This window comes from Acinetobacter sp. MYb10 (genome assembly GCF_002980175.2).
Lineage (GTDB): Bacteria > Pseudomonadota > Gammaproteobacteria > Pseudomonadales > Moraxellaceae > Acinetobacter > Acinetobacter guillouiae.
This window is the reverse complement of sequence record NZ_CP058272.1, coordinates 4,556,074-4,578,881: the sequence shown is the minus strand read 5'-3', so window position 1 is coordinate 4,578,881 and position 22,808 is coordinate 4,556,074. Positions and strand designations below refer to the sequence as shown.

The following is a 22,808-nucleotide window of genomic DNA, read 5'->3' as shown; positions in this document are numbered from 1 at the left end:
AGAATCCCCTAACCCAATCTCCTTCACCCTTATTCTCCTCATTCGGATTGTAATCTTGTGCCATTTGAGAAAGCAGACCTTGTGCTAAAATTCGCGCCAAAGTCAGGGTTAAACTCTTGTGCAAATTTATAAGTGCGGCAAATCAATTTACTTTTCTACAATATAGCCTCTAAAGCTTATATACACGTACTGTTCAAGCAACCAGTCCGCTGTTCATGTAGATTTCCGTTTCTCTCAAAACATCTCATAGATGCTTTTGGTATAGTTGATAGGTTCACTTATAAATATCGTAAAATTCAATCAAGCAATCAGATCAGCAATATAAAAAGCTCTTGTTTTTTTAACTGACTGATTTGAAATTGAATCAGCGCAAGTAAATACTGGCAAGCAATTGATAGATATGCAATAAACAACACAGGAATGCATAGCAACATGAGTAATAAATTCGAATTCCAAATCCGTGTATATATCGAAGATACAGATGCTGGCGGTATCGTATACCATGCCAATCATATCCGCTTTATGGAACGTGCACGGACAGAATGGCTACGTGCATCCGGTATTGACCACTATTGGCATCAAAAAGATTACAATTTTGTCGTGCATAAAATTGCATTGAAATATTCTCGCCCTATACTCATGGACGATCTTATTACTGTTACAGCAAGTGTAGTTTCATGTAAAGCTTCGTCATTTGTGTTGCAACAGAATATATATCGTGGTGAAATCATGCTTGCTTCTGGCGAGGTGGAATTGGCATGTTTAAGTACAGATATGAAACCTCGTAGAATTCCTGACGAAATCCGTGATTTAATTCTTCGAGAATTAGCTCACGAATAAAAAATACTTTTGGCACATGTAACTATGGCAACACAACTAGAATCTTCTTTACACATCTCTGATTTAATTTTACAAGCGAGCCCTGTGGTTCAATTGGTGATGCTAATCTTAGTACTCGCATCTGTTTTTAGTTGGTATTTGATTGCCAAGTTGCATATGGGCTATAAGAAAGCACATCAAGGCGATGAGCACTTCCAAAAAATCTTCTGGTCTGGTGCTGAACTCAATACCTTATATAACAATGCTCAGCTTAATTCTAAGCGAAGCGGTTTAGAAGATATTTTCTATCAAGGTTTAAGTGAGTTTTTAAAACTTAAAAAACGCCATGCAGAAACTGCATCGATGATTGAAGGCACTGAACGTATCTTGCGTGTAGGACTCAGTCGTGATCAAGGCCGTTTAGAGCAAGGCTTAAGCTCTCTCGCCAGTATCGGTTCTGTCGCACCTTATATTGGTTTATTTGGTACTGTTTGGGGCATTATGAGTGCATTCATTGGCTTAGCTCAGGTTGAACAAGTTACCTTAGCCACTGTTGCACCAGGTATTGCTGAAGCATTGATTGCAACTGCGATTGGTTTATTTGCTGCAATACCAGCAGTACTAGCATTTAACCATTACACTGCAAAAGGCGAAGAAATTTATTCAGATCGTGCATTATTTGCAGAAGAAATGGTGGCGCTATTACAACGTCAGTCTGTGGGAACTACACAGGAAGATGAATAATGACAATCCAACGTTCTGGACGTTTTGAACGCGTCAAAAAACCTTTAAAAAGTGATATGAATGTCGTTCCATATATCGACGTCATGTTGGTTTTATTGGTTATTTTTATGGTGACAGCACCCATGATTACCACGGGTGTTAAAGTTGATTTACCTCAAGCAAACAATAATCCGATTCAATCTGAAGACCGACCAGCCATCGTGACTTTAGAAGCAGATGGTACGATTAAACTTGAAGACAAAAACCATAAAAATGAGGTTTTAACTTTAGATGAGTTAAAAACAGTACTTACAGAAAATCAGCAACAGGCTCAAGCAAATAACAAGCAATTGAGTGTCTTGATCAATGGTAGTGAATCACGCCCTTATGGTGAAGTCATGAAACTCATGTCTACACTGCAAGATGCTGGTTTAAGCCAAGTGGGTTTACTGACAGAGTCTGTAAAGTAAGTTATGAAAAATATTCAAAAGCCACAATCTAAAGAAAAAGCGATTGCACTTGGATTTACCTTAGGTATTCATGTGGTGGCGATTACTGGCTTACTTTTTCTCGGTTTAAGTCAACCACCTGAGCCACCCAAGCAAATTAAAACCGTTTTAATTAAGCCTGAAGATTTACCACCGCCTGAACCCAAGCCTTTAGTAGAAACTGATGCCACTGAAACAGCAGATAGCAAGGTTGCAGAAAATACTCAGCAAACAGCGGAACCCGATCAAACTGCACCAGAAATTCCAACTGAAGCAAATAACACACCAGATACCAAGGCGATAGATGCACAAAAAGCTGCCGAACAGGCCAAGGCAGCCGCATTAGAACAGCAATTGGCTATGGCAGCGGCTAAAGCAGCACAAGAAAAAGCCTTAAAACTTTCTCAAGCTAAAGCAGATGCTGCGGAAAAAGCCAAACAAGAGGCAGCTGAAAAAGTAAAGCAGGCTAAAAATGCTGCTGAGAAAGCTAAGGCAGAAGCTGAAGCAAGATCTAAAGCAGATGCAGCAGCTAAGGCCAAGCAAGAGGCGCTTCAAAAAGCCAAAGCGGATGCTGCAGAAAAAGCTAGACTCGCAAGACTCAATGCCGAAGCAAAAAGCAAAGCAGAAGCTGCTGAAAAAGTCAGAAAAGAAGCCGCAGATAAGGCCCAACAGGCCAAAGCCGATGCTGCTGCAAAAGCCAAGGCAGAAGCTGCTGCAAAGGCTAAAGCGGATGCTAATGCAAAAGCTAAAGCAGATGCCGCTGCAAAGGCTAAAGCGGATGCAAAGGCTAAAGCAGATGCTAATGCAAAAGCCAAAGCGGACGCTGCTGAAAAAGCCAAAGCGGATGCTAATGCAAAAGCTAAAGCAGATGCTGCTGCAAAAGCCAAAGCGGATGCTGCTGCAAAAGCTAAAGCGGATGCTAATGCAAAAGCCAAGGCAGATGCCGCGGCAAAAGCCAAAGCGGATGCGGACGCAAAACGTAAAGCTGATCTAGCACGCGAATTAGATGAAGAAAAAGCCTCTGCTGCTGAAAAAGCCAAAGAAGCTGCTGCAAATAAAAAGGCAGAAGCGAGAAAAGTTGCATCTTCTGCGAAAAAGGACTTTGAAAGTAAAGTTCGGAATGCTTGGCGTATGCCTGCTGGCTCAACAGGTCAAAAGGCAACAGCTCGTGTCACACTAACGGATAGCGGTTCTGTGGCCTCGATCATTGTCAATGCATCAGACCCAGATGTAAAAGCAAGTGTGGAACAAGCAGTTCGCAATGCTGCACCTTTCCCGATGCCATCTGATCCAGATGCACGACGTGAAGCACGAAGTTTTAGTGCAAATTTTACTGTGAAATAATCTTAAAATTACACCCTGCCAAGGCAGGGTGTAATTTAATGCAAGAACAATCACTCGGAAAAATCAAATGCGAGTTAACCCCATATTTGTAGCAATTTCATTATTTTTTCCAACCGCGTTATTATTTGCAAAAAATATCGAGCAAGAAAAAATACTTGAAGTAAATACGCAACAACACCCACCTTCTGCGTCATACGAAAAAAAACCGTCTGTACCAACAACGGAAGCATTACTTCTACAAAGTCAAATGGCTCAGCAGATAAATACCGCTAGAGTCAATCGTATTGTTAAAAAGTTGAGAAATTTAACAATCATCCAAGAAAATGCCGATGTTATTATTTACTTAGATGACAGTGGGAATGTAAAAGATATTTTAATCACAGAACAGGACAGCGAAACGTTTTCAAACGCAATCAAAACGGCGATTCAGCAAACAGCACCTTTTGAAATGTCTAAACAGTCATCGCTCAATCAATTATTAAAAGTGATTCGCATCAAATTCCGTGTTGAATAAGTCTCTATTGAGCACGAAATAATATATTTTAATGGCAGCAACAACGACATTGTTCTCAAATCTATAAAAAAGTAATTTTTAAAACTGCGCCATTTACAACGCCCAAAGATCAAGCCGAAATTCATTGGTGTAATAAATTTGAATTTAATTTTTTTAGTAAATCTGTTCAATGATAATCTTTTGTTCACAATTACATGCTTTATATAGATTAAAATCATGTCTTTGTGCTACAAAGCTAAGCATAGTTAAAAATTGATATTTGAGTACATGAAGTCCAATGAAAATCATGCCTAAACATCTATTAGGATTCGCAATTATTGTTGCATTTAGTCCAGCATTGATCACCACATCATATGCACAATTGCAATTAGAAATTGCCAAAGCACCTGAATCTGCACCTAAAATTGCCATCATTCCATTTAGTAATGATCAATCTATCTACCCTATTGTTGAACAAGATTTAAATCGCTCTGGGCGCTTTACCAGTTCATCAAAAAATCTTCCTGCAACTGCAAACATAAACAATATAAATGCGGAAGCATGGAAAGCGGCTGGGGTTCCTTATGTGGTTTTAGGTGACTCTAAAACCAATGCAGATGGCTCATTGGCAGTACATTACCAACTCTATGATGTTGAAAAGCAGAAATTCCTATTAAATGAATTGCTCTCGATTCCAGCATCACGTGTACGTTCTGCGGCACATATGATCAGTGACGCAATTTATCAAGCGCTTACAGGGATTCAAGGCGACTTCACTGGACGTATTGCTTATGTGTTACGTAACCCTGCAACACCAGAGACTCGTTATACCTTACAAATTGCAGATACCGATGGTGAGCAACCTAAAACGGTATTAAGTTCAAGAGATCCTATTCTCTCACCTGCTTGGACGCCAGATGCGAAAAAAATTGCATATGTTTCATTTGAAACCAAGCGCCCTGCTATTTATATCCAAGATTTAGCCACAGGTGCACGTGAAAAACTCGCTGCATTTCGCGGTTTAAACGGTGCACCAAGTTTCTCTCCTGATGGGAAATCAATGCTGTTTACTGCGTCAATGCATGGAAATCCTGAAGTTTATCAAATGGATTTAGATTCACGTCAAGTGAAGCGCATGACCAACGATAGCGCAATTGACACAGAAGCACGTTATGCTCCAGATGGAAAATCGTTTATTTTCACATCTGACCGTGGTGGATCAGCACAAATTTACCGTTATAGTTTTGATGACGGCTCGACCAAACGTTTAACTTTCCGTGGTGCATTTAATGCACGCGGTACATTAAGTGCCGATGGTAAATATGTGGCATTGGTACACCGCCCTTCTGGTAGTAACTACAAAGTTGCCATTCAGGAAATTTCTACAGGTATCACCAATATTTTGACACCAACAAGTTTAGATGAATCACCAAGCTTTTCTCCAAATGGGCAAATGGTAGTTTATGCAACACGTGAGGGTAATCGTGGCTTATTGGCAATCATGTCTACAGATGGTCGCTTCCGCATGAACTTACCAAGTGAACAAGGTGAAGTACGTGAACCGGCTTGGGCCCCTAAATAATTTAATCAAGATGTAAATCACTTATTTAAAATTGAAATACCGGAGATCAACATGAAGTCAATTCAATATCTAGCTTTACCCTTATTAGCAGCAAGCTTGGTGATGACAGGTTGTGCAAGCCGTAAACCTGCTGCCACTGTAGAATCAGGAACCAATCCAAATAGTGCAACGACAGTAAATACCAGTGGTTTAAGTGAAGATGCTGCTTTAAATGCACAAAACTTAAATGGTGCTTCATCTAAAGGCGTGACTGAAGCCAATAAAGCATTTTTAGCAAAACGTGTGGTACATTTTGATTATGACAGTAGTGATCTTTCCAATGATGACTACCAAACACTACAAGCACATGCGCAGTTCTTGATTGCCAATGCCAACTCTAAAGTGGCATTAACAGGTCATACAGATGAACGTGGTACGCGTGAGTACAACATGGCTTTAGGTGAGCGTCGTGCTAAAGCCGTTGAAAGCTACCTGATCACCAATGGTGTTAAAGCAAACCAATTAGAAGCGGTAAGCTACGGTAAAGAAATGCCAATCAATGCTGGTCATGATGAAGCTGCTTGGAAAGAAAACCGCCGTGTTGAAATCAACTACGAAGCCGTTCCTCCTCTTTTAAAATAATGCCAAAGTTGCATTATTAAAATAGACCATAAAAAATGCCCAATTCAATTGGGCATTTTTACCAGAAATTCTTCTCATTCAGCGCTTTTCCACTTCAAGATAAAGTCTTGATTTAGTAAAGTAAAATAAGAAACTGCTTAGAATGTTCAATGGTAATTTATATTAATAACGCCATTTCTTGAGTATTTGCTCATTAAATAACGCAATAAACCTTTCCTCTACCCATTCATCCACTTCATCTGGATGTGCTTCAGCAAAAAACTCAGACTGCACTAAAATCAGACAACCTTTAATATAGTCATCCACACAGTCCAATATTTTACTTAAATAAGGCGTGTCGTCATGATCAAAGTAATAGATTTCTTTGCTGATATCATGAAAGCAAAACATATTGCCATTACCAAGATAATCACTAAATGTAATCAGATGAGGTAAAACTGCTAAATCGGTCTGACTAAATTCAGGCGCATATTGCGGTGCATTTGCCCAAATATCTTTTAAGTAGCCAATATCATCAAACTGCTGTAATTGTTCACCAATATCAGCAATCCCAAAGTGTTGATAGAAGATCTTTAAAGATTCAGGTAAGTGACAATTTAAACGCTGTTCAAGTTTTAAAATTTGCTCATCATCCATTGCAGGTACAATCTCATCATCATTGAAATCAGCAAGAGATTCTAAAATTAGGCGAGTTTTAACATCCCACTCTGGTTCACCAATTTTATTAAATGGAATGATAATGTCTGTTTTGTGATCAATTTCTATCATGAAGCGTTATTGTTCGGGCTTAATATAAAATATATGAATAGAAAAAAGCGCTCATATAGTAATGAACGCTTTTTATTGATTAAGCCTTTGACTCATCTGGCTTGGGGCTTTGCATAGATTCAATCATGTCATGCTTATTGAATTCTTTGAATTCAGGCTTAGCTTCGTAATTCTTCCATGCTTCTTTCACTTTTTCAGCACTAATATCTTTTAAATCAATGCTTTCATTTGGAGTCGGAGTCGCTTCAAACTTTGTCGTTGTCATGTCAGTGCTCCTTTACGCTATTGTACGTATATTCAACATAACACTTTCTAAAATACTTTCAAGGGTAATTTCACGACAAATAACACAGGATAATTTCTATTTTGTGCTGAACTCATCTAAAATAGCCTCCATTATTTGGTTTGTAAAAATTTATCGCTTTTGGAGCACCTCTGATATGTCATATCGCACCCTATCCCAATATTTAGAACAACAACAAGGGAACTTAACATCTGAACTTGCCAATGTAATTGAAACAATTGCAAATACCTGCAAAACCATTGATCAGGCTTTACAGAAAGGTGCTTTAGCTGGTGTCTTGGGGAGTGCACAACATGAAAATGTACAAGGTGAAGAGCAAAAAAAACTTGATGTGATTTCAAATGACTATTTGATTGATGCTTTAAAAGCCAATCCAAATGTAGGTGGACTCGCATCTGAAGAATTAGATGAATTTACCCCAGCTCAAGAAAATGGCAAATATTTGGTTTTATTTGATCCATTAGATGGTTCAAGCAATATTGACATTAATATGTGTGTAGGAACAATTTTTTCTATCCTTCCTGCTCAAAATGCCGTAACGCAAGCTGAAGACTTCATGCAAGCAGGTATTCAACAAGTTTCAGCAGGTTATGTGCTTTATGGCCCATCGACAATGATGGCTTTGACCGTTGGCGCGGGTGTTGTATTTTTCACTTACGACCCTGAAGAAAAGCAATTCTTGCTCACTTCTGAAAATATTCAAGTTGCTGCGGATACCAAAGAGTTTGCGATTAACTCATCAAACCAACGTCATTGGGAAGCGCCTGTAAAACGTTATATCGATGAACTACAAGCAGGTAAAACATCTATACGTGAAAAAGATTTCAATATGCGTTGGGTGGCGTGTATGGTGGGTGATATTCATCGTATTTTATGTCGTAGCGGTATTTTCTTATATCCATACGATACCAAAGATCCTAAAAAAGCAGGTCGTCTACGTTTAATGTATGAAGCCAACCCAATGAGTATGTTAATGGAACAAGCTGGCGGCGCATCGACTACAGGTCGTACACGTATTCTAGAGATTCAACCGACTGAGTTACATCAACGTGTTCCTGTTATCATTGGTTCTAAGAATGAAGTTGAGCTTGTTACCAGCTACCACAACTAATTCTTCTCTCTTTTCTTACTCTCTATTTAGGGAGTAACGCCAGCTAGGGTCTGTTGCAATTTCTTTATAGAATGATCACAGACCCTACTTAATTTTTTGGACGTACTCTCCCATGCCTACAATTTTCCTTGAATCAAAAGACAATCCCAAAATTAAACACCTCAGAGGTTTAATTGAACAAAACACTTACCGTAAAAAACAGGGACAAACTGTACTTGAGGGAACCCATCTTACGCTTGCATGGTTAGAAAAAGGTCGAAAAATCAATTCAATTTTCACCACTGAACATGCCTTAGATCATGAAGATTTAGGCAGTATCCTTGACCAATATCAAGGTATCGTGTTTGTGGTGGGTGAATCTTTATACAAAGATTTAAGTACCCTTGGGACCAGCCTTGCATGTCTAGCCATTGTGGATTTACCAAGTTCAACTCAGGCACTGAATTTTACTGAAGACACGCTAATTCTTGAAAATGTCCAAGATCCGGGCAATGTTGGCACATTACTCAGATCAGCCGCCGCCGCGGGTATTGAACAAATTGTCTGTACCAAAGGTTCTGCATCATTATGGTCACCACGAGTATTACGTGCCGGTATGGGGGCGCATTTTTCATTACACACATATGAAAACGTGATCCTTGAAGACCTACTCAAGCAATTTAAAATTCCTGTGTATGTCACCAGTTCGCATCAGGCAGAAAGCCTTTACACTAAAAACCTGCGCAAACAATGTGTTTGGATTCTAGGTAACGAAGGTCAAGGCGTTTCAGATTTTGCCCTTAAACGCGCAGAAGCGGTATCTATTCCGCAACCTGGTGGTCAAGAATCCCTCAATGTTGCAGTTGCAGGCTCGATTTGTTTCTTTGAAATGGTTAGACAACGACTATAAGGTTAATTTATTTTAAATATTGCCCGTTATTGGAAAAAATCATTTAAACTGAAAAAAATAATTGATTTACATGTCAACCCAAACCATTTTTTTAACGTTATAGAGATATGAATTTAAAATAATGGTGGGTACCCATGACGGGATTTTCCATCTCTATGGACTTAGCACCAAAGAAGTCACAGTCTGAAACAGCAAGTGCTCAAACGAGTACGAGCGAGCAGCGCCTGCGTTTTTTCATGCAGGACGTGACGGGTCGTGCCCTAGTGATGATGGAAAATGCAACCCAAGGTCACAATGGGATTGCGATGGATTTGGTACAGGAAGCATTTATTTCCTTACATAAATCTTATGCTGATAAATCTACCGAAGAATGGTATCCACTGTTCTATACAATTTTAAATAATAAATTACAAGATTGGCGACGCAAAGAAGCACGACGCGCTTCTCCATTTTCGTTATTTCGAAAAATTGATTTAGATTCTGATGATGAAGAGGCTATGGAAATTGTGGATGAATCCACACCTAATCCACTTCAATTTCTAGATCAAGATGTCACCGTTGAGGAAATTCAAGAAGCCATTAGCCGCCTCCCTGTACGCCAGCAACAAGCATTTATGTTACGCGCTTGGGAAGGATTTGATACTCAAACCACTGCATCTATTATGAACTGTACAGAAGGTAGTGTAAAAACCCATTATCACAGAGCTATTCAAGGACTAAGAACTTCGCTCTCACATTTAAATCCGTATGGAGGTTCATCACATGAATAATGATGATTTCACCAAACAAGTGACGGCAAAACTGGATGAAGCTGCACGTCATCACCGCAATAAAGCAGTGGTGATGAACAATGTGCTTGATCATATCCAAGATAAACAAACCTCACGTTTTGGTCACTGGAAAATGACTGGTTTTGCGCTTGCAGCGGCAATTACTGGTTTTGTTGTGATTCCCAATGCTTTTGATATATCACCAGAATCACAAACCCCACAACAAGTGGTGATTAGTCCTAAACTTTCACCTCAAATGATGGAAGATTTAGATATGTTGTCTGTATTTGGTGAGGATAAAAACTCTCATGGCAGCTAGAAAATTAGCTTTGGCATTTTGTGCTATTGGTTTTCTACAAACAAGTTTTGCTGGATTTGAACGTTTTTGGATTTTTTCTAAAGATGCGAACAGTCAAGTCAATGAAACATGGGATGCCCTTTCTGAGGACGAACAAAAAGCACTAATTAAACGCTATCAAAATTTAAAAGAAATTCCGACTGATCAAAGTGCAGCACTGCAACAACGCATGGATTGGTTTACTCAGCTTCCTGAACAAGAAAAGCAAAAAATGCGTGAAGTCTGGCAGCAAATGAGCACCGCTGAACGCAACGAAATGCGTAAAAAAATGCAAAAAGCATCAACATCTGATGAACGTAATGAAATTCGTGAACAATATATGGTGAAATATCAACAGAATATCACAGGTTCACATTAAGCATATTTTTAAATTTTATTCATTGCCAGTTTAACTGGCTTTTTATCTTCAAACTCAACATCGTCAAAATCCAAACACACCATTACTGACAATTCTCCCCTCTCATAATTTTAAAATATTGAATTTCTAATTTTCATGCATAAAAAAACCTGCACAAGGCAGGTTTTTCATCACTTAAATTCGAAAACGAATTACAAGCTATAGTACATATCAAATTCAACTGGGTGAGTCGTCGTATTTAAACGACGTACATCTTCAGTTTTAAGCTCGATGTATGCATCCAACATTTCTTTTGTGAATACACCACCTTTAAGAAGGAACTCATGATCCGCTTCAAGTGCTTCAAGTGCCATATCTAGGCTATGCGCAACTGTTGGGATTTTAGCTTCTTCTTCAGGAGGAAGATCATATAAGTTTTTATCAGCTGCTTCACCTGGGTGGATCTTGTTTTGAATACCATCAAGACCAGCCATCAATAATGCTGCAAAACCTAAGTATGGGTTCATCATTGGATCAGGGAAACGCGCTTCAATACGTTTACCTTTAGGGCTAGAAACGTATGGGATACGAATCGAAGCAGAACGGTTACGTGCAGAATAAGCAAGCATAATTGGCGCTTCGAAATGAGGAACCAAACGCTTATACGAGTTAGTAGAAGGGTTTGTGATCGCATTCAATGCACGCGCATGCTTGATGATACCACCGATGAAGTAAAGCGCCATTTCTGAAAGACCAGCGTATTCATCACCAGCAAACAAGTTCTTGCCATCTTTAGAGATAGACATGTGAACATGCATACCTGAACCGTTATCACCAACCATAGGCTTAGGCATAAACGTCGCTGTTTTCGCATATTGATGCGCAACGTTCCATACAGCATATTTGAACTGTTGAACTTCGTCAGCTTTACGAACCATCGTATTGAAGCTTACACCAATTTCTAATTGGCAAGATGCAACTTCATGATGGTGCACTTCTACACGACCAGGGCCCATGATGTCTTCGATACGTGCACACATTTCAGCACGCATATCTTGTGAAGAATCTACTGGAGGAACTGGGAAATAACCACCTTTAACACGAGGACGGTGGCCAGAGTTACCTGCTTCGTAGTCTTTACCTGTAGACCAAGCAGCTTCTTCAGCGATTAATGTATGGCGAGCGCCAGACATATCGATGTCCCATTTAACTTCATCAAAAACGAAGAATTCTGGTTCTGGACCAAAGAATGCAGTATCACCAATACCTGTTGATTTTAGGTATTCTTCCGCACGACGAGCAATCGAACGTGGATCACGGTCATAACCTTGACCAGTAGATGGTTCAATAACATCACAAGTAACGACGATGGTTGCTTCAGCAAAGAACGGGTCAAGGAAAGCAGTTTCAGGATCTGGACGTAAAATCATGTCAGATGCTTCAATGCCTTTCCAACCAGCAATTGAAGAACCATCAAACATTTTACCATCTTCAAAAGTATCTTCATCGATAGTGTCTGATGGGTAGCTTACGTGCTGCTCTTTACCCTTAGTATCAGTAAAGCGAAAATCGACCCATTTTGCGCCACTTTCTTGTATGAGTTGAAGGACCTTGTTCGCCATGCTCATTTTGCTCCAATGAATTTTTGTTGCACTTGTGAAGTGCGTGTTAGTAGTTGGTATTTATATAGCAAGTAGCATACCAACTTTTAAAATAATTGCTAAAATATTGAATTTCTTATCAGAAAATAAGCTTAGCAACGATTAAATTCCATCTATTATACTGAGTGCAAATAGAATTGCACCATATTCAAACACACTTCTCATTTTAAAATTATTACGCACAATTTTAACGCACTATTTTTGTGCAAACTGAATAAAATGTTTTATCTTGGTGCTTATATTACGCGAACAACACTTTTTATCGGCTATTTTTTAAGATGATGGCAATTTTTTATTTCAAAAGCATTAAAATAAGGCGTATTCAGTCTGTATACGCCTTTAACATTGTTCTGTACAACCCTCATTACAACAACGGGATTTTATAATTTATGATCTACTATATCGACAATTAGCCAAATTCAACTTCTGCTCTTGCAATAAGTGCTTCAACCATGACCAATACATCATCTTTTTTTCTGGCATCCACCGCAAAAATTGGCATGGTCAATTGATTTAATTGCATCCAATCTTTATAAGGTTTTAATAGATGCTGCGGATTTTCATCTATATGGGTCACACCAACCACAATATTATTGAGATGTTCTTTAAAACTTTGAAAGTAAAATTTTAAATCTTCAAGTGCATCTTTTTGCGTATGGTCAATCAATACGACCGCTCCGATTGCACCTTTACATATCACTGACCAAACAAAATCAAAGCGATCCTGCCCTGGTGTTCCATATAATCCAACAATAACGCCTTCATCTAATTTAATTTCACCATAGTCAATCCCGACAGTGGTCAAAGCTTTACTGTGTGCTTGCTCATCTGTATTTTGTGCTTCTGTAGATAAGACTGAAATTTCAGATAATGATTTGATTGCTTCTGTTTTACCAGCGCCCATTTTACCGCCAAAAACAATTTTATACTTTTGTAAGATCACATCATCACCTATTTTTAAACTTATCACTGCATCATATAAACTGACTATGCATTTATTTATCGTGTCAGTTTAAACAAACTTGATTTAAGGGTTAATTTTTACAAGCCTTATTTGATTCGCATGTTTTTCACACACTTAAAGCCCTAATTTTTTCCTTAACTTACCAAAAAACCCACGTAAAATGCCTGAAGATTGTTTTTCCTCAGTGAGTAATTTTGCATCTTCAACCGCTATTTTTTTCAGCGCATTGGTCAATATGCCAATCGAAACAAATTTAGCGACTTGCTCTTTGCTATAACCTGTTTTCTGAGTCACTTGGGAAACACTTGCTCCCAATTCAAAACACGCTGCAATTTTAAAAACCATTTGCCGTTCATTTTGATGATTCGGTTGCGGCCAATCTAGCAGTTTATAACAATCGTTAGAACTGATTGGAATATTGACATCATCTGAATACCACAATAAATTCCACACCCAAGATCTAAGTTCTATACCTTGAAAAGCACTGACAGACTGTGCCATTTGCATAGTTGCATAAGTAAAATTTAAAGAAACATCCGTTCCCTGCACTTTTCGTAAAGGGTCTATCCAAACTTGCTGTGTGCGAATATTAACTAATGCGATGTTGCCTTTTGAGTCGAATACTTGAACGTTGCCATTTCGTTCATTAAAAAGCTCAGCAACCACCTTGGTTAAATCGGCTTTTTTTGAAATCTGATTGACAATATTGACTGCTTTATCACTGACAGGTACATGTAAATAGCGATCTTTAAACCATTTTCGAATTTCATCTGAGGGAGAAAAAGGTAAATATAATTTATCTCCTTCTATTTGCCCTGATTTTTCATTCTTATTGACCAGACGCAAATAAGGGACTTTTTTTACACCAACCAAATTTTGAATTGTAGGCGAACTAAAAAACATATCATTTACAAGAAGAATATCTAAATGAGGGTCAGCAATATTCGCCCAACTTACTTGAAGTGAGTCATCATACATAGATCGTATTTTCTGCTTAATTGCATCGAGCACATTTAAACTCAAACCGAATATAGCGATTTTTATTTCTTCTTTCATTTAGCCCCCATGGCCTCGCATAGAATGTGAACAGTTTATCATTTTTATAGAAAAATAAAATACAAAACACTATATTTGCTGTAAAAAAATTGTACAAATTTAATATACTATTAAGCGTATAAAATACAAGAATAGTTATTAAAAAAAATATCAAACAAAACTAAAACCAAACATTAAAAGTAATATATATCTTTAAATTTCAATAAATTAATTTAAAACAAGGTTAGATCAGTGATATTTCAGCATAGAAATAATGCCAATCAAATTTAATAAAACTAAATGTTTTATTTAAAAATATTAATAACATTTGTATATTAATATCGATAACATGAATAAATCTATTTTAACTTGATCAATTAATCTTATATTCTCATGCATCCAATAGATGTTTTTAGCGTGTATTGGCTTACCCTGCTTATTAAATAAGTAATATCCAGTGCTCTAAAATGTCTAAAGAATAAACCAGAGCTTCAACAGCAACAATTTCGTTAACATGGGTTCAAAATTGTTGTGTTAAGTGAACTGAATGAGAATGAACGTTTTACCACATTGATGATAAATAGCGATGAGCTTTGTTTTAAAGGTGACAAACCAAGTGGGCAATCGTTTTGGCATTTTCGTTTTAATAAAAACATTGATGAGTTTTGATATCTACCCTTACCTTGTACCCTGCTGTAGGTTTGCCTAAAGCACGCAAGTAAGAGGTAGTGTAAGCATTTTCAACAGAAGAAATTTATTTTATCAACGATAGATAAGAGAAAAGGATAATTCTTAATAGTGCTTTAATCAGAGGAACCTATTTAATGATGTTATGCAAGAATTAAAAATTGGAAGGCTTACCAGAAAGTTAAAAAATTTTTAGCTTTATTTGAGATAGTGCTAGATAGAGATTTTGTAAAAATTATTTGCAACGAGAACACAAGAGAGATCAACTCAACCACCATTTATCACCAAATCTTTAAAATTACATAAAAATCAAGATTATAAATAAGAACATTACCCTAAATAAGAAGGCAAAGCGTTATTTCTCTTTGCCTTTTCATAAATGAGCTAAGAACTATTCGTTAGTAATTACATATCATCGACATAGCTCCTTCATAGATTGAACCATCCTTAAGTTTAATTTTATAAATAGAGCCTGCTACAACGCTATTTTTACCGTTATTAGAAATATTAAATGTACCTATATTACTTGATTGACCTTGTTGATTTTCTATTCCTAATAAGTTAAAGGAGTTATAAGCGTTAAAATTTTCAACCCAATTCATTGATGAGTTATATGAAGTTTCATCACTTCCTATTTTAGCTGTAAATGAAATACCTATTTCTCCATCTGGGTTTAATGTAACACTTCCATTATGTATAGTCGGAGAAACAAAGTAATTATTACTTTTATCATTTGTTATTTTTGCTTGGGTCGCATTTATATCTGTACAATTCACTCTTTTAATTGAGGAAGATTCAAGTTTTTGCGTTAGTGGTGAAGATACAAAATAATAATATGATCCATTCGCATATTTAGAAACATCTGTCGTTTGAGTTTTCCCATCCGCCGCATAATCTATATTACCTCCAGCTATTCGAGCTATGGCATAATTTTTATTACCTGAAATTTCTTTACCAACAATAGTTCCAGATAATTTATATGCACCAAACTCAGTAATAATGCCAATATCATTTTGTTTAACCGCAGTAATATTGGATGAGCCACTTGATTCAGGAAAAGAATAAATAATTCTATATGCTTTTGATGTATCAAGCTTCTCAACAATCGACCCTGTAGAATTATTGTTGGTATTAGAACCATTGTTCGAATTTGTGTTAGAATCATTTTTTGAGTTCGAGTTATTATCACTCCCCCCACCACAAGCAACTAATCCGATTCCTAAAAAAGCGACTAAAATAGATTTATTAAATAACTTCATAATGACATTCCTATACTTATATTCAAGAAAGTATTTATTTAAAAATACTATTCATAATAAAATTACATCAATTTTCTTATAAAACACTTAATAAAATCATTAAGCATTCGAATAAAACATATAAACTCAATTTAAAAATAGTGTCAAGCAATTATTCAACAACCCTATTAAAAAATAATTAACCAATTTATTCAAAATATAAATATTAATTCAAACTTTACTCAACTTTTAAATTAAAAGTAATCCACCATATATAAACACTTAAAAAATACGAATATTACTTTGAATGAACAGACAAATTATTCCTACATAAAAGAAGCTTAAATGGTTTTCAAGATGATCACTTATTAAATAATGCTTAGTAATTTTTAAAACTGAATCGTCTCAATATGGCGAAGTTTCTATAGTATTTCCAAAGTTACACTTATTCCTCTAGCTAAAGCTTCAGCTAGATTGTAACTCCCCGCCATGATGCTATTGAATTCTTCACCAAGAAGTACATCACCTTGCATTGCCTGAATAAATTGGATAACCGCACCATCTACTGTTTTGGCTGATCCGTCATCAATTTAAATCGCTTGAGCTACTGTTTTTGTAAGATCTAACGCCTGTTCTTGCGTTATCCCTCCATTTCTTTGCCAACTGCATTAAGGCATGTGCATAAATAAACAGCTGTGGTTAAATTGGAATTGGTTGCTAGTGCAACTTGGTGGACGCCTGCCATTGCTTAGTTAAAATTTTGTGGCTATGTTTATTTGCGCTGAACGGTTTGTATATAAGTGTACTGCTTACCTAATCCTTAAATACTTAAGCCAACACCTAAGGCTACCATAGTCGGTAAATTGCACCATTCATTCCCTATTACAAGCCAGTTGTATTAGTCTAAAAGTTTTAAGTGAAAATCATTAGAACCTAAAGCCATTTGATATTCTCAACTCTTTTACAGACATAAAAAACCACCCGAAGGTGGTGATTAATTCTTAAAACTATGCAATCAAATAAGTATGGCTAGATTTAACATTCTACTTTCGCTAAAACTTTTCATAATCTTTATTTAAATCAATTAATTAAAAATCCTTCCAAAGGAAGTTTAGATTAAATAAAATGAGTAAAATTATTGTTCAAGCCCAAATTAATATAATTTGATTTAATCCTGACGAAAAATTCGGATCGAACGCCCCCCTCATATCCGTTAGCTTTATTGTCGTGTAATGGGCATGCTTTTTACTCTATACTTGTAATTTTTATATAAAAATTCTGAATATAAAACGAAAATCCCGACTAATTTGGGCTTCTTAAATCTTCAATACAACTCTTCTCTTTTTCTTCCTTGTTACGTGCATCAACAGGATTCTTAATGCATTTACAATAATCGTAATACTTTTTCTTATCCACCTCTTTGGGTGGGTCTATGCCCTGGCATTCCGTTAGTACTGACCCTAATCTCTGAAATTCTTTACTCTCTTTATTCTCTAAGGGGATACTAGGTTTATAGATAATTATAAGTAGTGACACTATTATTGCTAAGAAAAATATATATTTCATCCAATCAATAGCCTCCCTAACTCAAAATATGTAAATCTGTTTATAAAGCAAACTTTGATATTAAATCAAGACTTGCCTAGGTTTAATCAATCACTTAACACTGCAAAGCTCTAAGTCTTTTCTAGCCTGTACTGTGTCTGTCATAGCTTTCCTCTAAGTATTAAAAAAGCCTCAACTGTGAGGCGGCTACTAAATCTCAATAATTTATTGATCTAATTGAAAGTCTTCTGTAAAACCTTTTGCAATGCTAAAGTGACACAATTGACAAGCTAATCTTACAAGCATTCGATTGATGAATATGCATTATAAAAATTCTAAACTTCAGCATGAAGGAAGCCTGAAACAGGGGGTGTCTATCTCCCCTTTGGTTGTTCCTTTAGTCATTGGAATGGCATACGGTACAGTTATGCTTTTCCAAGGAGATCTTGGTGGCGCCTTTGCAATGTTTTTTCTCTGTCTTATGCTTGGGCTTCCCTTTACATACACTATCACCTTTACACTGGTTTTACCGATGGCTATCTTCCTTCGCAATATAAACGCTTTATCTTCTGCACGATTGTGCCTTTGGTGCACTCTACTTGCACCAGTTACATTCTATGCCTACATTTATCTGTTGAATGGTGGACCCGAACGAATGCCTGACCTTTACGGGATCATCTTCTCCCTACTTTGCGGATTTATTTCAGGGGTTGCATTCTGCCTGATTGCTAGGATTCGGGTATTCGCTAATTAACTAAACTAAAAATCTTTAAGTATTAAAAAACTCTCAAAAGTGGCTTAATTAAAAAATTAACTATTCTTAAAATATAAAATAAGTAGTCCAACTGGAGCTAATATCCATGCAAAAAAGAAGCACATTAATCTTGCAATTAGCTTGAACCATATTGTAATGATATTGATAGAATAAACGTAAACTGCATCTCCAGTAATAACCTCCCATACATAATCATATAAATATTTTGCATAGGGGTATAACAGCCCATTAAATATAAAAAATCCTTTTATAATAACTAAATTCCAGAATGGTTTTGGTGTGGTTGCTCTAGCCTCTAATGTATCTATCATCAACCAAGCTAGTACAGCAGCAACAATACCAATTATAAGATTTCTAATGAAATAATCTTTTCTTAACCCGCCAAGAGTTTTACTAAATATATCTGTAATCATCTCTATCTATTCTTATGTGATTCAATAAATTAAAAAATATAAATATTGTTAGTAATTAAGTTTAAAGTTTGTGAATATTCATCTAATAAATTGACTAAATATTGGTTAATCATAAAAGATTTGACCAACAAAAAAGCTCACTAAAAAGTGAGCTTAATATCTAGTGAATTACTATAACTTCGCGCACTATAACAGAAATATGCCACAATATACCCTGACTTTCAAGCCCCAATGATGCAACTTCTAAATTGATAGTTTGTTGCCAATCTAACTAGACCTAGCATTGGATTGGGTAGATTTTGAAAAAGATTTAATAGTTATCCCACCTGCATCTAGAGATCAACTTCTTGTCGGTGAGCGAAATATTAAAATGAACCGTCAACACTTGGTTCCATTGAGTAAGCAAATGGTTGAAATCCTTAAAAACCAAAAAATCCAATCTAATGATGAATATGTGTTTTGTTCGGTTTTTAATAAGTCTAAAGTAATGAACAAAAGCACAATTGACCAGGCATTAAAAACAATGGGCCTAAATTGCACTACTCATGACTTCCGCGCCACAGCATCCACGATTTTGCATGAAAAAAATTACAGTTCAGAATGGATTGAAATGCAACTCGCCCATATTGATAAAAACATTGTCCGCTGTACATATAACCATGCTCAAAATTTAGATGAGAGAAGAAAAATGATTCAAGACTGGTCTGATATCGTTGATAGTTGGTAAATTTAAAATGAAATTTATTGTTTTGCTTGTTATTGGAATACTTGTTTTTTGGTTATATAACAGTTTTTCTATAAGATCTAGAATCAATTCCACGATAAATTCAGAGAGTAAAATAAATATATGCGGTACTTTTTTAGGTGTAAAAACCATAAATGCTCGATTTAAGGAAGACTACTTTGCTTTTAAAAATGATGAAAATAAAGTTGAGGCATTTAATATTTTTCCACAATTTGATCTTCATAATAAAATTAAAAATAACGAAATAATTAAAAATGGAGACAAGGTTTGCTTTCAATATGCATACGTTCATACTTATATGGATTCGATTAAAATAATAACAAATGTAGAGAAGATAAAATGAAAATTAAGAATGAACGCAAATGTGTTCAAACTTTGAAATTCCCACCAGAGATGCCCTCGCCTAACTTGATGTCGAAGTTGATCAGTTTACTGTTACTGCAATCTACGATGATGCTGTAATTAAAGATTCAAAAGTCAGATCATTTTCAATGCTTACGATCAATTCTGACAACCACCCTTTCATGAAGCAATTTCACGCGTCTGACGATGGAAAGCGCTCAATCATAGTCATACCAGAAGAATACCGCAAAGATTGGTTGAATGTTGATAAAGAAAACGCTCATGAATATTTCTTTGAAATGCGTGATGAAGAAAAACAAAACGTCTTATTCTGACGCACCTTAGGATATATATTTTGAATCACTTACCAAAATTTCCACCAAGCTTTATCAGGCCAATTAGCACAAGGATTAGGTAATAAACCGTAAATTTTGACAAATTCATCTTCTACAAGTTTTCCATCTTGATTTTCATCTAGATATTTAAATAATTTAATGTTTTTATCTTTGCCTTGAAACCGTCTATCATCTGGCCAAGGATATGGTTCAAAATCTTTAACCTTTAAAAATTCATTAAGTTCAAAAGTACCATTTTTATTTGAATCATAGATTTTATAAAATTTCTCCCAGTCTAATGAAGTCGGATCACAGGCATGACTGAAGCTTGAAAGTGCGTTACAACTAAGAATCAGAATACAGATTATTTTTTTCATTTGTTTTATCCCATCTTTAATTAGCTTTGATTATATAGACAAAGTGATTTAAAAAAAATCATTTAAAGAAAGCCATTTAGGGTTATTCAATGTAATAGATAGCAAAACATCAATAGCGACTTTATTTTAAAACAAAAGCAGTGGTGAACTACTATTTTTTATTACATTAAAGTATTGACTAATACTGTCTTTTTTTTGGTGGTTTTTTATTCCAAAATTATTCATAGAAATAAAGCCCTATTTAAAAGCCTTATTCTTCACATCATTCAAAGCACTCCACTTATTGTACATAGTAATTACTTAATTATCATTCTTAAAACATCAACTGCTTCTTTATAATTCTATATGCTTTTGCGTATCGTATATTTCTGTATTAGGATTTTAACGATATATAAAATTGCTTATTTTATGAAGGCTAATATATCAAAAAAAAGGCGCATCAACATCCTTTATTAAATATAAATATCAAATACTTATAACAAGAAGTTGCGTTTTTGTTGCATTTTATTTTAGATTTGATTAAATGTTTTATTTGATGGAATTTAAAAGTAACCATATTTAAACAATAATCGTTGATCATTGTACTGTCTGAATCACTCTTTAGAAACTTAAATGATCTAGTAGCAAGTGTTGAGCTTGCTACTTAGATATTTTTATGCAACTGACCCGTTTTTTTTATCAAATTGACCATGGATGTAGTAAAATGAAATTAATTTGAAAATGCATAAAACTTCTATTTGGGGAATAATCCTGTGAATTTTATTGATCCAATGAGATTAAATGCATTAATAATTTTAAGTTTAACTTTCAAAGAAAAATGGATGATATCAAGATGGTAATAAAAAGAATTTATTTATTGGGACTATTGCTGTTGACGATAGAAGGTTGGGCTGAAGTAATACCAAATACTACTAGTACAGAGTCATTGCCAGATGTTGGGGTAATACAAACCTTATCCACTAATAATACCCCTATAAAGTACATAAAAAGACCAAAAATCACCTACCCTAAAAATCTTAGCGATTTCGGTAATAGGGGTAAAGTGCTGCTTAAAGTATTAATTACTGAAACAGGCAGAGTTAGTGAAGTTGAGGTACTGGATTCACCACACCCCGATTTAGAACGTGCCGCTGTTCAAGCTGTCATGGGGGCACTGTTTGAACCGGAAAAAATTAATGGTAAGCCACAAAGCGGCTTTGTGAAAATACCCATTGAATTTTCTGTGTCAGCAGGTTTAAGTAATGGTGCTGATCCTTTTAGAATCCCTGCTGCATCAAAAAACCTTCCAGCAGATTTACAGTATGATGTCGCACCGCAGATTCGTATAGCAGCCCCTTTAGTTTATCCCTATGAGCTACTTAAATCGAAAACTACTGGTAAAGCTAAGGTGTATGTAGTTATAGATCCTGATGGAAATGTGCGTCAAGCCAATGTGCTTTCAGCCAGTGAGCCATCATTTGGCTTAGCTGCGAAGGCTTCTTTACAGTCATGGAAATTTTATCCTGCAAAAAAAGATGGTAAACATAGTTGGTCAGTGATCACAAAAGAACAGAATTTTAATCAGTTTAATAGAGATACATCAAATAGCCACTCAACAACTCAAATATTGGCTGATTTAGAGCGTGGAAAAACAAAAATCTATGAGTTGAAAGATTTAGATTCGGTACCTAAACCATTATATGCACCACACCCTGAAATGCCTATAGGTTATGATAAATCACAAAAATCAAAAGTAATGTTAGAATTTTATTTAGATCAGGATGGTATGGTGATTTTACCTAAAATTGTATCTGGGAATAATGATGAATTTAGTTGGTTGGCGCTTACAGCGGTTAAACGTTGGCAGTTTGATATTCCGAAAGTAAATGGCAAGGCAGTTGTTGCCAGATTAAGACTGCCAATTCAATTTGATTAAATTGAAGGTGGTACTCAGATTCTGAGAACCATGTATGGTGGAAATCACCACAACTGAAATTACTAAGGATCTGACGATCATGCAACCCCTTATAACTACACTTTTAGTGTAGCTATGAATATAAGATATACATCTGATACTTAGATTGTGAGTACCTGTTAATCACACT

The 22,808-nt window shown here is 35.9% G+C and carries 25 protein-coding genes and 1 pseudogene; 17 read left to right on the top strand and 9 right to left on the bottom strand.

Annotated elements, in window-relative coordinates; all coding sequences use genetic code 11:
• Positions 1 to 432 precede the first annotated feature (432 nt).
• The 7 genes from ybgC (at position 433) to pal (ending at position 6,070) form a co-directional block, all read left to right on the top strand.
• Positions 433 to 840 carry a tol-pal system-associated acyl-CoA thioesterase gene (gene ybgC / locus CQZ96_RS21295; protein ID WP_004724526.1) on the top strand — a complete coding sequence of 136 codons (408 nt, stop codon included), beginning with the start codon at positions 433 to 435 and terminating at the stop codon, positions 838 to 840.
• Positions 841 to 864: 24 nt separating this feature from the next.
• A complete protein-coding gene (gene tolQ / locus CQZ96_RS21290; protein WP_004724528.1) occupies positions 865 to 1,563 on the top strand; it encodes a protein TolQ in 699 nt (232 codons plus the stop codon).
• On the top strand, positions 1,563 to 2,012 hold the full coding sequence (tolR, locus tag CQZ96_RS21285) for a protein TolR (protein WP_004724530.1): 450 nt from the start codon (positions 1,563 to 1,565) through the stop codon (positions 2,010 to 2,012). Before tolQ ends, tolR begins: the two co-directional genes overlap by 1 nt.
• Before the next feature lie 3 nt (positions 2,013 to 2,015).
• The gene (gene tolA / locus CQZ96_RS21280) at positions 2,016 to 3,374 is read left to right on the top strand and encodes a cell envelope integrity protein TolA (RefSeq protein WP_105714124.1); all 1,359 of its coding nucleotides are present in this window, start codon (positions 2,016 to 2,018) and stop codon (positions 3,372 to 3,374) included.
• Positions 3,375 to 3,441: 67 nt separating this feature from the next.
• Positions 3,442 to 3,888, top strand: a complete 447-nt coding sequence (locus CQZ96_RS21275) for a hypothetical protein (RefSeq protein WP_105714123.1) — start codon at positions 3,442 to 3,444, stop codon at positions 3,886 to 3,888.
• 277 nt (positions 3,889 to 4,165) lie between these two features.
• Positions 4,166 to 5,449 carry a Tol-Pal system beta propeller repeat protein TolB gene (gene tolB, locus CQZ96_RS21270; RefSeq protein WP_004724537.1) on the top strand — a complete coding sequence of 428 codons (1,284 nt, stop codon included), beginning with the start codon at positions 4,166 to 4,168 and terminating at the stop codon, positions 5,447 to 5,449.
• A gap of 51 nt (positions 5,450 to 5,500) precedes the next feature.
• Entirely contained in the window at positions 5,501 to 6,070 is a 570-nt protein-coding gene (gene pal / locus CQZ96_RS21265) for a peptidoglycan-associated lipoprotein Pal (RefSeq protein ID WP_004822680.1), read from the top strand.
• A 162-nt stretch (positions 6,071 to 6,232) separates the two neighbouring features.
• On the opposite strand, the gene CQZ96_RS21260 is transcribed toward pal, so the two are convergent.
• Together CQZ96_RS21260 and CQZ96_RS21255 are read right to left on the bottom strand one after the other, a co-directional pair.
• The gene (locus CQZ96_RS21260; protein WP_105714122.1) at positions 6,233 to 6,838 is read right to left on the bottom strand and encodes an SMI1/KNR4 family protein; all 606 of its coding nucleotides are present in this window, start codon (positions 6,836 to 6,838) and stop codon (positions 6,233 to 6,235) included.
• Positions 6,839 to 6,917: 79 nt separating this feature from the next.
• On the bottom strand, positions 6,918 to 7,103 hold the full coding sequence (locus CQZ96_RS21255) for an NF038105 family protein (protein ID WP_004724542.1): 186 nt from the start codon (positions 7,101 to 7,103) through the stop codon (positions 6,918 to 6,920).
• Between the two features lie 175 nt (positions 7,104 to 7,278).
• Between CQZ96_RS21255 and CQZ96_RS21250 the strand changes: the two genes are divergently transcribed.
• The 5 genes from CQZ96_RS21250 (at position 7,279) to CQZ96_RS21230 (ending at position 10,628) form a co-directional block, all read left to right on the top strand.
• On the top strand, positions 7,279 to 8,253 hold the full coding sequence (locus CQZ96_RS21250; protein ID WP_004724544.1) for a class 1 fructose-bisphosphatase: 975 nt from the start codon (positions 7,279 to 7,281) through the stop codon (positions 8,251 to 8,253).
• A 112-nt stretch (positions 8,254 to 8,365) separates the two neighbouring features.
• On the top strand, positions 8,366 to 9,142 hold the full coding sequence (locus tag CQZ96_RS21245) for a TrmH family RNA methyltransferase (protein WP_004724547.1): 777 nt from the start codon (positions 8,366 to 8,368) through the stop codon (positions 9,140 to 9,142).
• 155 nt (positions 9,143 to 9,297) lie between these two features.
• Entirely contained in the window at positions 9,298 to 9,912 is a 615-nt protein-coding gene (locus CQZ96_RS21240; protein ID WP_035371023.1) for an RNA polymerase sigma factor, read from the top strand.
• Positions 9,905 to 10,231 (top strand): hypothetical protein, encoded by a 327-nt coding sequence (locus tag CQZ96_RS21235; protein ID WP_105714121.1) that lies wholly within the window; start codon positions 9,905 to 9,907, stop codon positions 10,229 to 10,231. The genes CQZ96_RS21240 and CQZ96_RS21235 overlap by 8 nt, the downstream gene beginning before the upstream one ends.
• Complete coding sequence (locus CQZ96_RS21230; protein ID WP_004724554.1) at positions 10,221 to 10,628, top strand: DUF3106 domain-containing protein; 408 nt, start codon at positions 10,221 to 10,223, stop codon at positions 10,626 to 10,628. The genes CQZ96_RS21235 and CQZ96_RS21230 overlap by 11 nt, the downstream gene beginning before the upstream one ends.
• Before the next feature lie 191 nt (positions 10,629 to 10,819).
• Here CQZ96_RS21230 and glnA read toward each other — a convergent pair whose 3' ends face one another.
• From glnA to CQZ96_RS21770, 5 genes are all read right to left on the bottom strand, one after another.
• Positions 10,820 to 12,235, bottom strand: a complete 1,416-nt coding sequence (gene glnA, locus CQZ96_RS21225) for a type I glutamate--ammonia ligase (RefSeq protein WP_016539490.1) — start codon at positions 12,233 to 12,235, stop codon at positions 10,820 to 10,822.
• 442 nt (positions 12,236 to 12,677) lie between these two features.
• The gene (locus CQZ96_RS21220; protein ID WP_096735536.1) at positions 12,678 to 13,211 is read right to left on the bottom strand and encodes a GTP-binding protein; all 534 of its coding nucleotides are present in this window, start codon (positions 13,209 to 13,211) and stop codon (positions 12,678 to 12,680) included.
• A 135-nt stretch (positions 13,212 to 13,346) separates the two neighbouring features.
• Positions 13,347 to 14,288 carry a hypothetical protein gene (locus CQZ96_RS21215; RefSeq protein WP_105714120.1) on the bottom strand — a complete coding sequence of 314 codons (942 nt, stop codon included), beginning with the start codon at positions 14,286 to 14,288 and terminating at the stop codon, positions 13,347 to 13,349.
• A gap of 1,064 nt (positions 14,289 to 15,352) precedes the next feature.
• Entirely contained in the window at positions 15,353 to 16,213 is an 861-nt protein-coding gene (locus CQZ96_RS21210; protein WP_105714119.1) for a hypothetical protein, read from the bottom strand.
• 401 nt (positions 16,214 to 16,614) lie between these two features.
• Positions 16,615 to 16,725: a hypothetical protein gene (locus CQZ96_RS21770; RefSeq protein WP_228722029.1), complete on the bottom strand. Its 111-nt coding sequence runs from the start codon at positions 16,723 to 16,725 to the stop codon at positions 16,615 to 16,617.
• 1,325 nt (positions 16,726 to 18,050) lie between these two features.
• Between CQZ96_RS21770 and CQZ96_RS21200 the strand changes: the two genes are divergently transcribed.
• Positions 18,051 to 18,491: a hypothetical protein gene (locus tag CQZ96_RS21200; protein ID WP_105714117.1), complete on the top strand. Its 441-nt coding sequence runs from the start codon at positions 18,051 to 18,053 to the stop codon at positions 18,489 to 18,491.
• Between the two features lie 56 nt (positions 18,492 to 18,547).
• Here the strand turns inward: CQZ96_RS21200 and CQZ96_RS21195 are convergent, their stop codons facing one another.
• Entirely contained in the window at positions 18,548 to 18,925 is a 378-nt protein-coding gene (locus CQZ96_RS21195; protein ID WP_105714116.1) for a hypothetical protein, read from the bottom strand.
• A gap of 283 nt (positions 18,926 to 19,208) precedes the next feature.
• Here CQZ96_RS21195 and CQZ96_RS21190 point away from each other — a divergent pair, with 283 nt between their 5' ends.
• The 3 genes and pseudogenes from CQZ96_RS21190 to CQZ96_RS21180 all read left to right on the top strand — a co-directional run.
• Complete coding sequence (locus tag CQZ96_RS21190; protein WP_105714115.1) at positions 19,209 to 19,652, top strand: tyrosine-type recombinase/integrase; 444 nt, start codon at positions 19,209 to 19,211, stop codon at positions 19,650 to 19,652.
• A gap of 7 nt (positions 19,653 to 19,659) precedes the next feature.
• The gene (locus CQZ96_RS21185) at positions 19,660 to 20,013 is read left to right on the top strand and encodes a hypothetical protein (protein ID WP_228722752.1); all 354 of its coding nucleotides are present in this window, start codon (positions 19,660 to 19,662) and stop codon (positions 20,011 to 20,013) included.
• A gap of 85 nt (positions 20,014 to 20,098) precedes the next feature.
• Positions 20,099 to 20,347: pseudogene (locus CQZ96_RS21180) on the top strand (SOS response-associated peptidase); the annotation flags it as partial.
• 29 nt (positions 20,348 to 20,376) lie between these two features.
• Here CQZ96_RS21180 and CQZ96_RS21175 read toward each other — a convergent pair.
• Positions 20,377 to 20,724: an EF-hand domain-containing protein gene (locus tag CQZ96_RS21175; protein WP_105714114.1), complete on the bottom strand. Its 348-nt coding sequence runs from the start codon at positions 20,722 to 20,724 to the stop codon at positions 20,377 to 20,379.
• Between the two features lie 817 nt (positions 20,725 to 21,541).
• Here CQZ96_RS21175 and CQZ96_RS21170 point away from each other — a divergent pair.
• Positions 21,542 to 22,639 carry a TonB family protein gene (locus CQZ96_RS21170; protein ID WP_228722751.1) on the top strand — a complete coding sequence of 366 codons (1,098 nt, stop codon included), beginning with the start codon at positions 21,542 to 21,544 and terminating at the stop codon, positions 22,637 to 22,639.
• Positions 22,640 to 22,808: the final 169 nt, after the last annotated feature.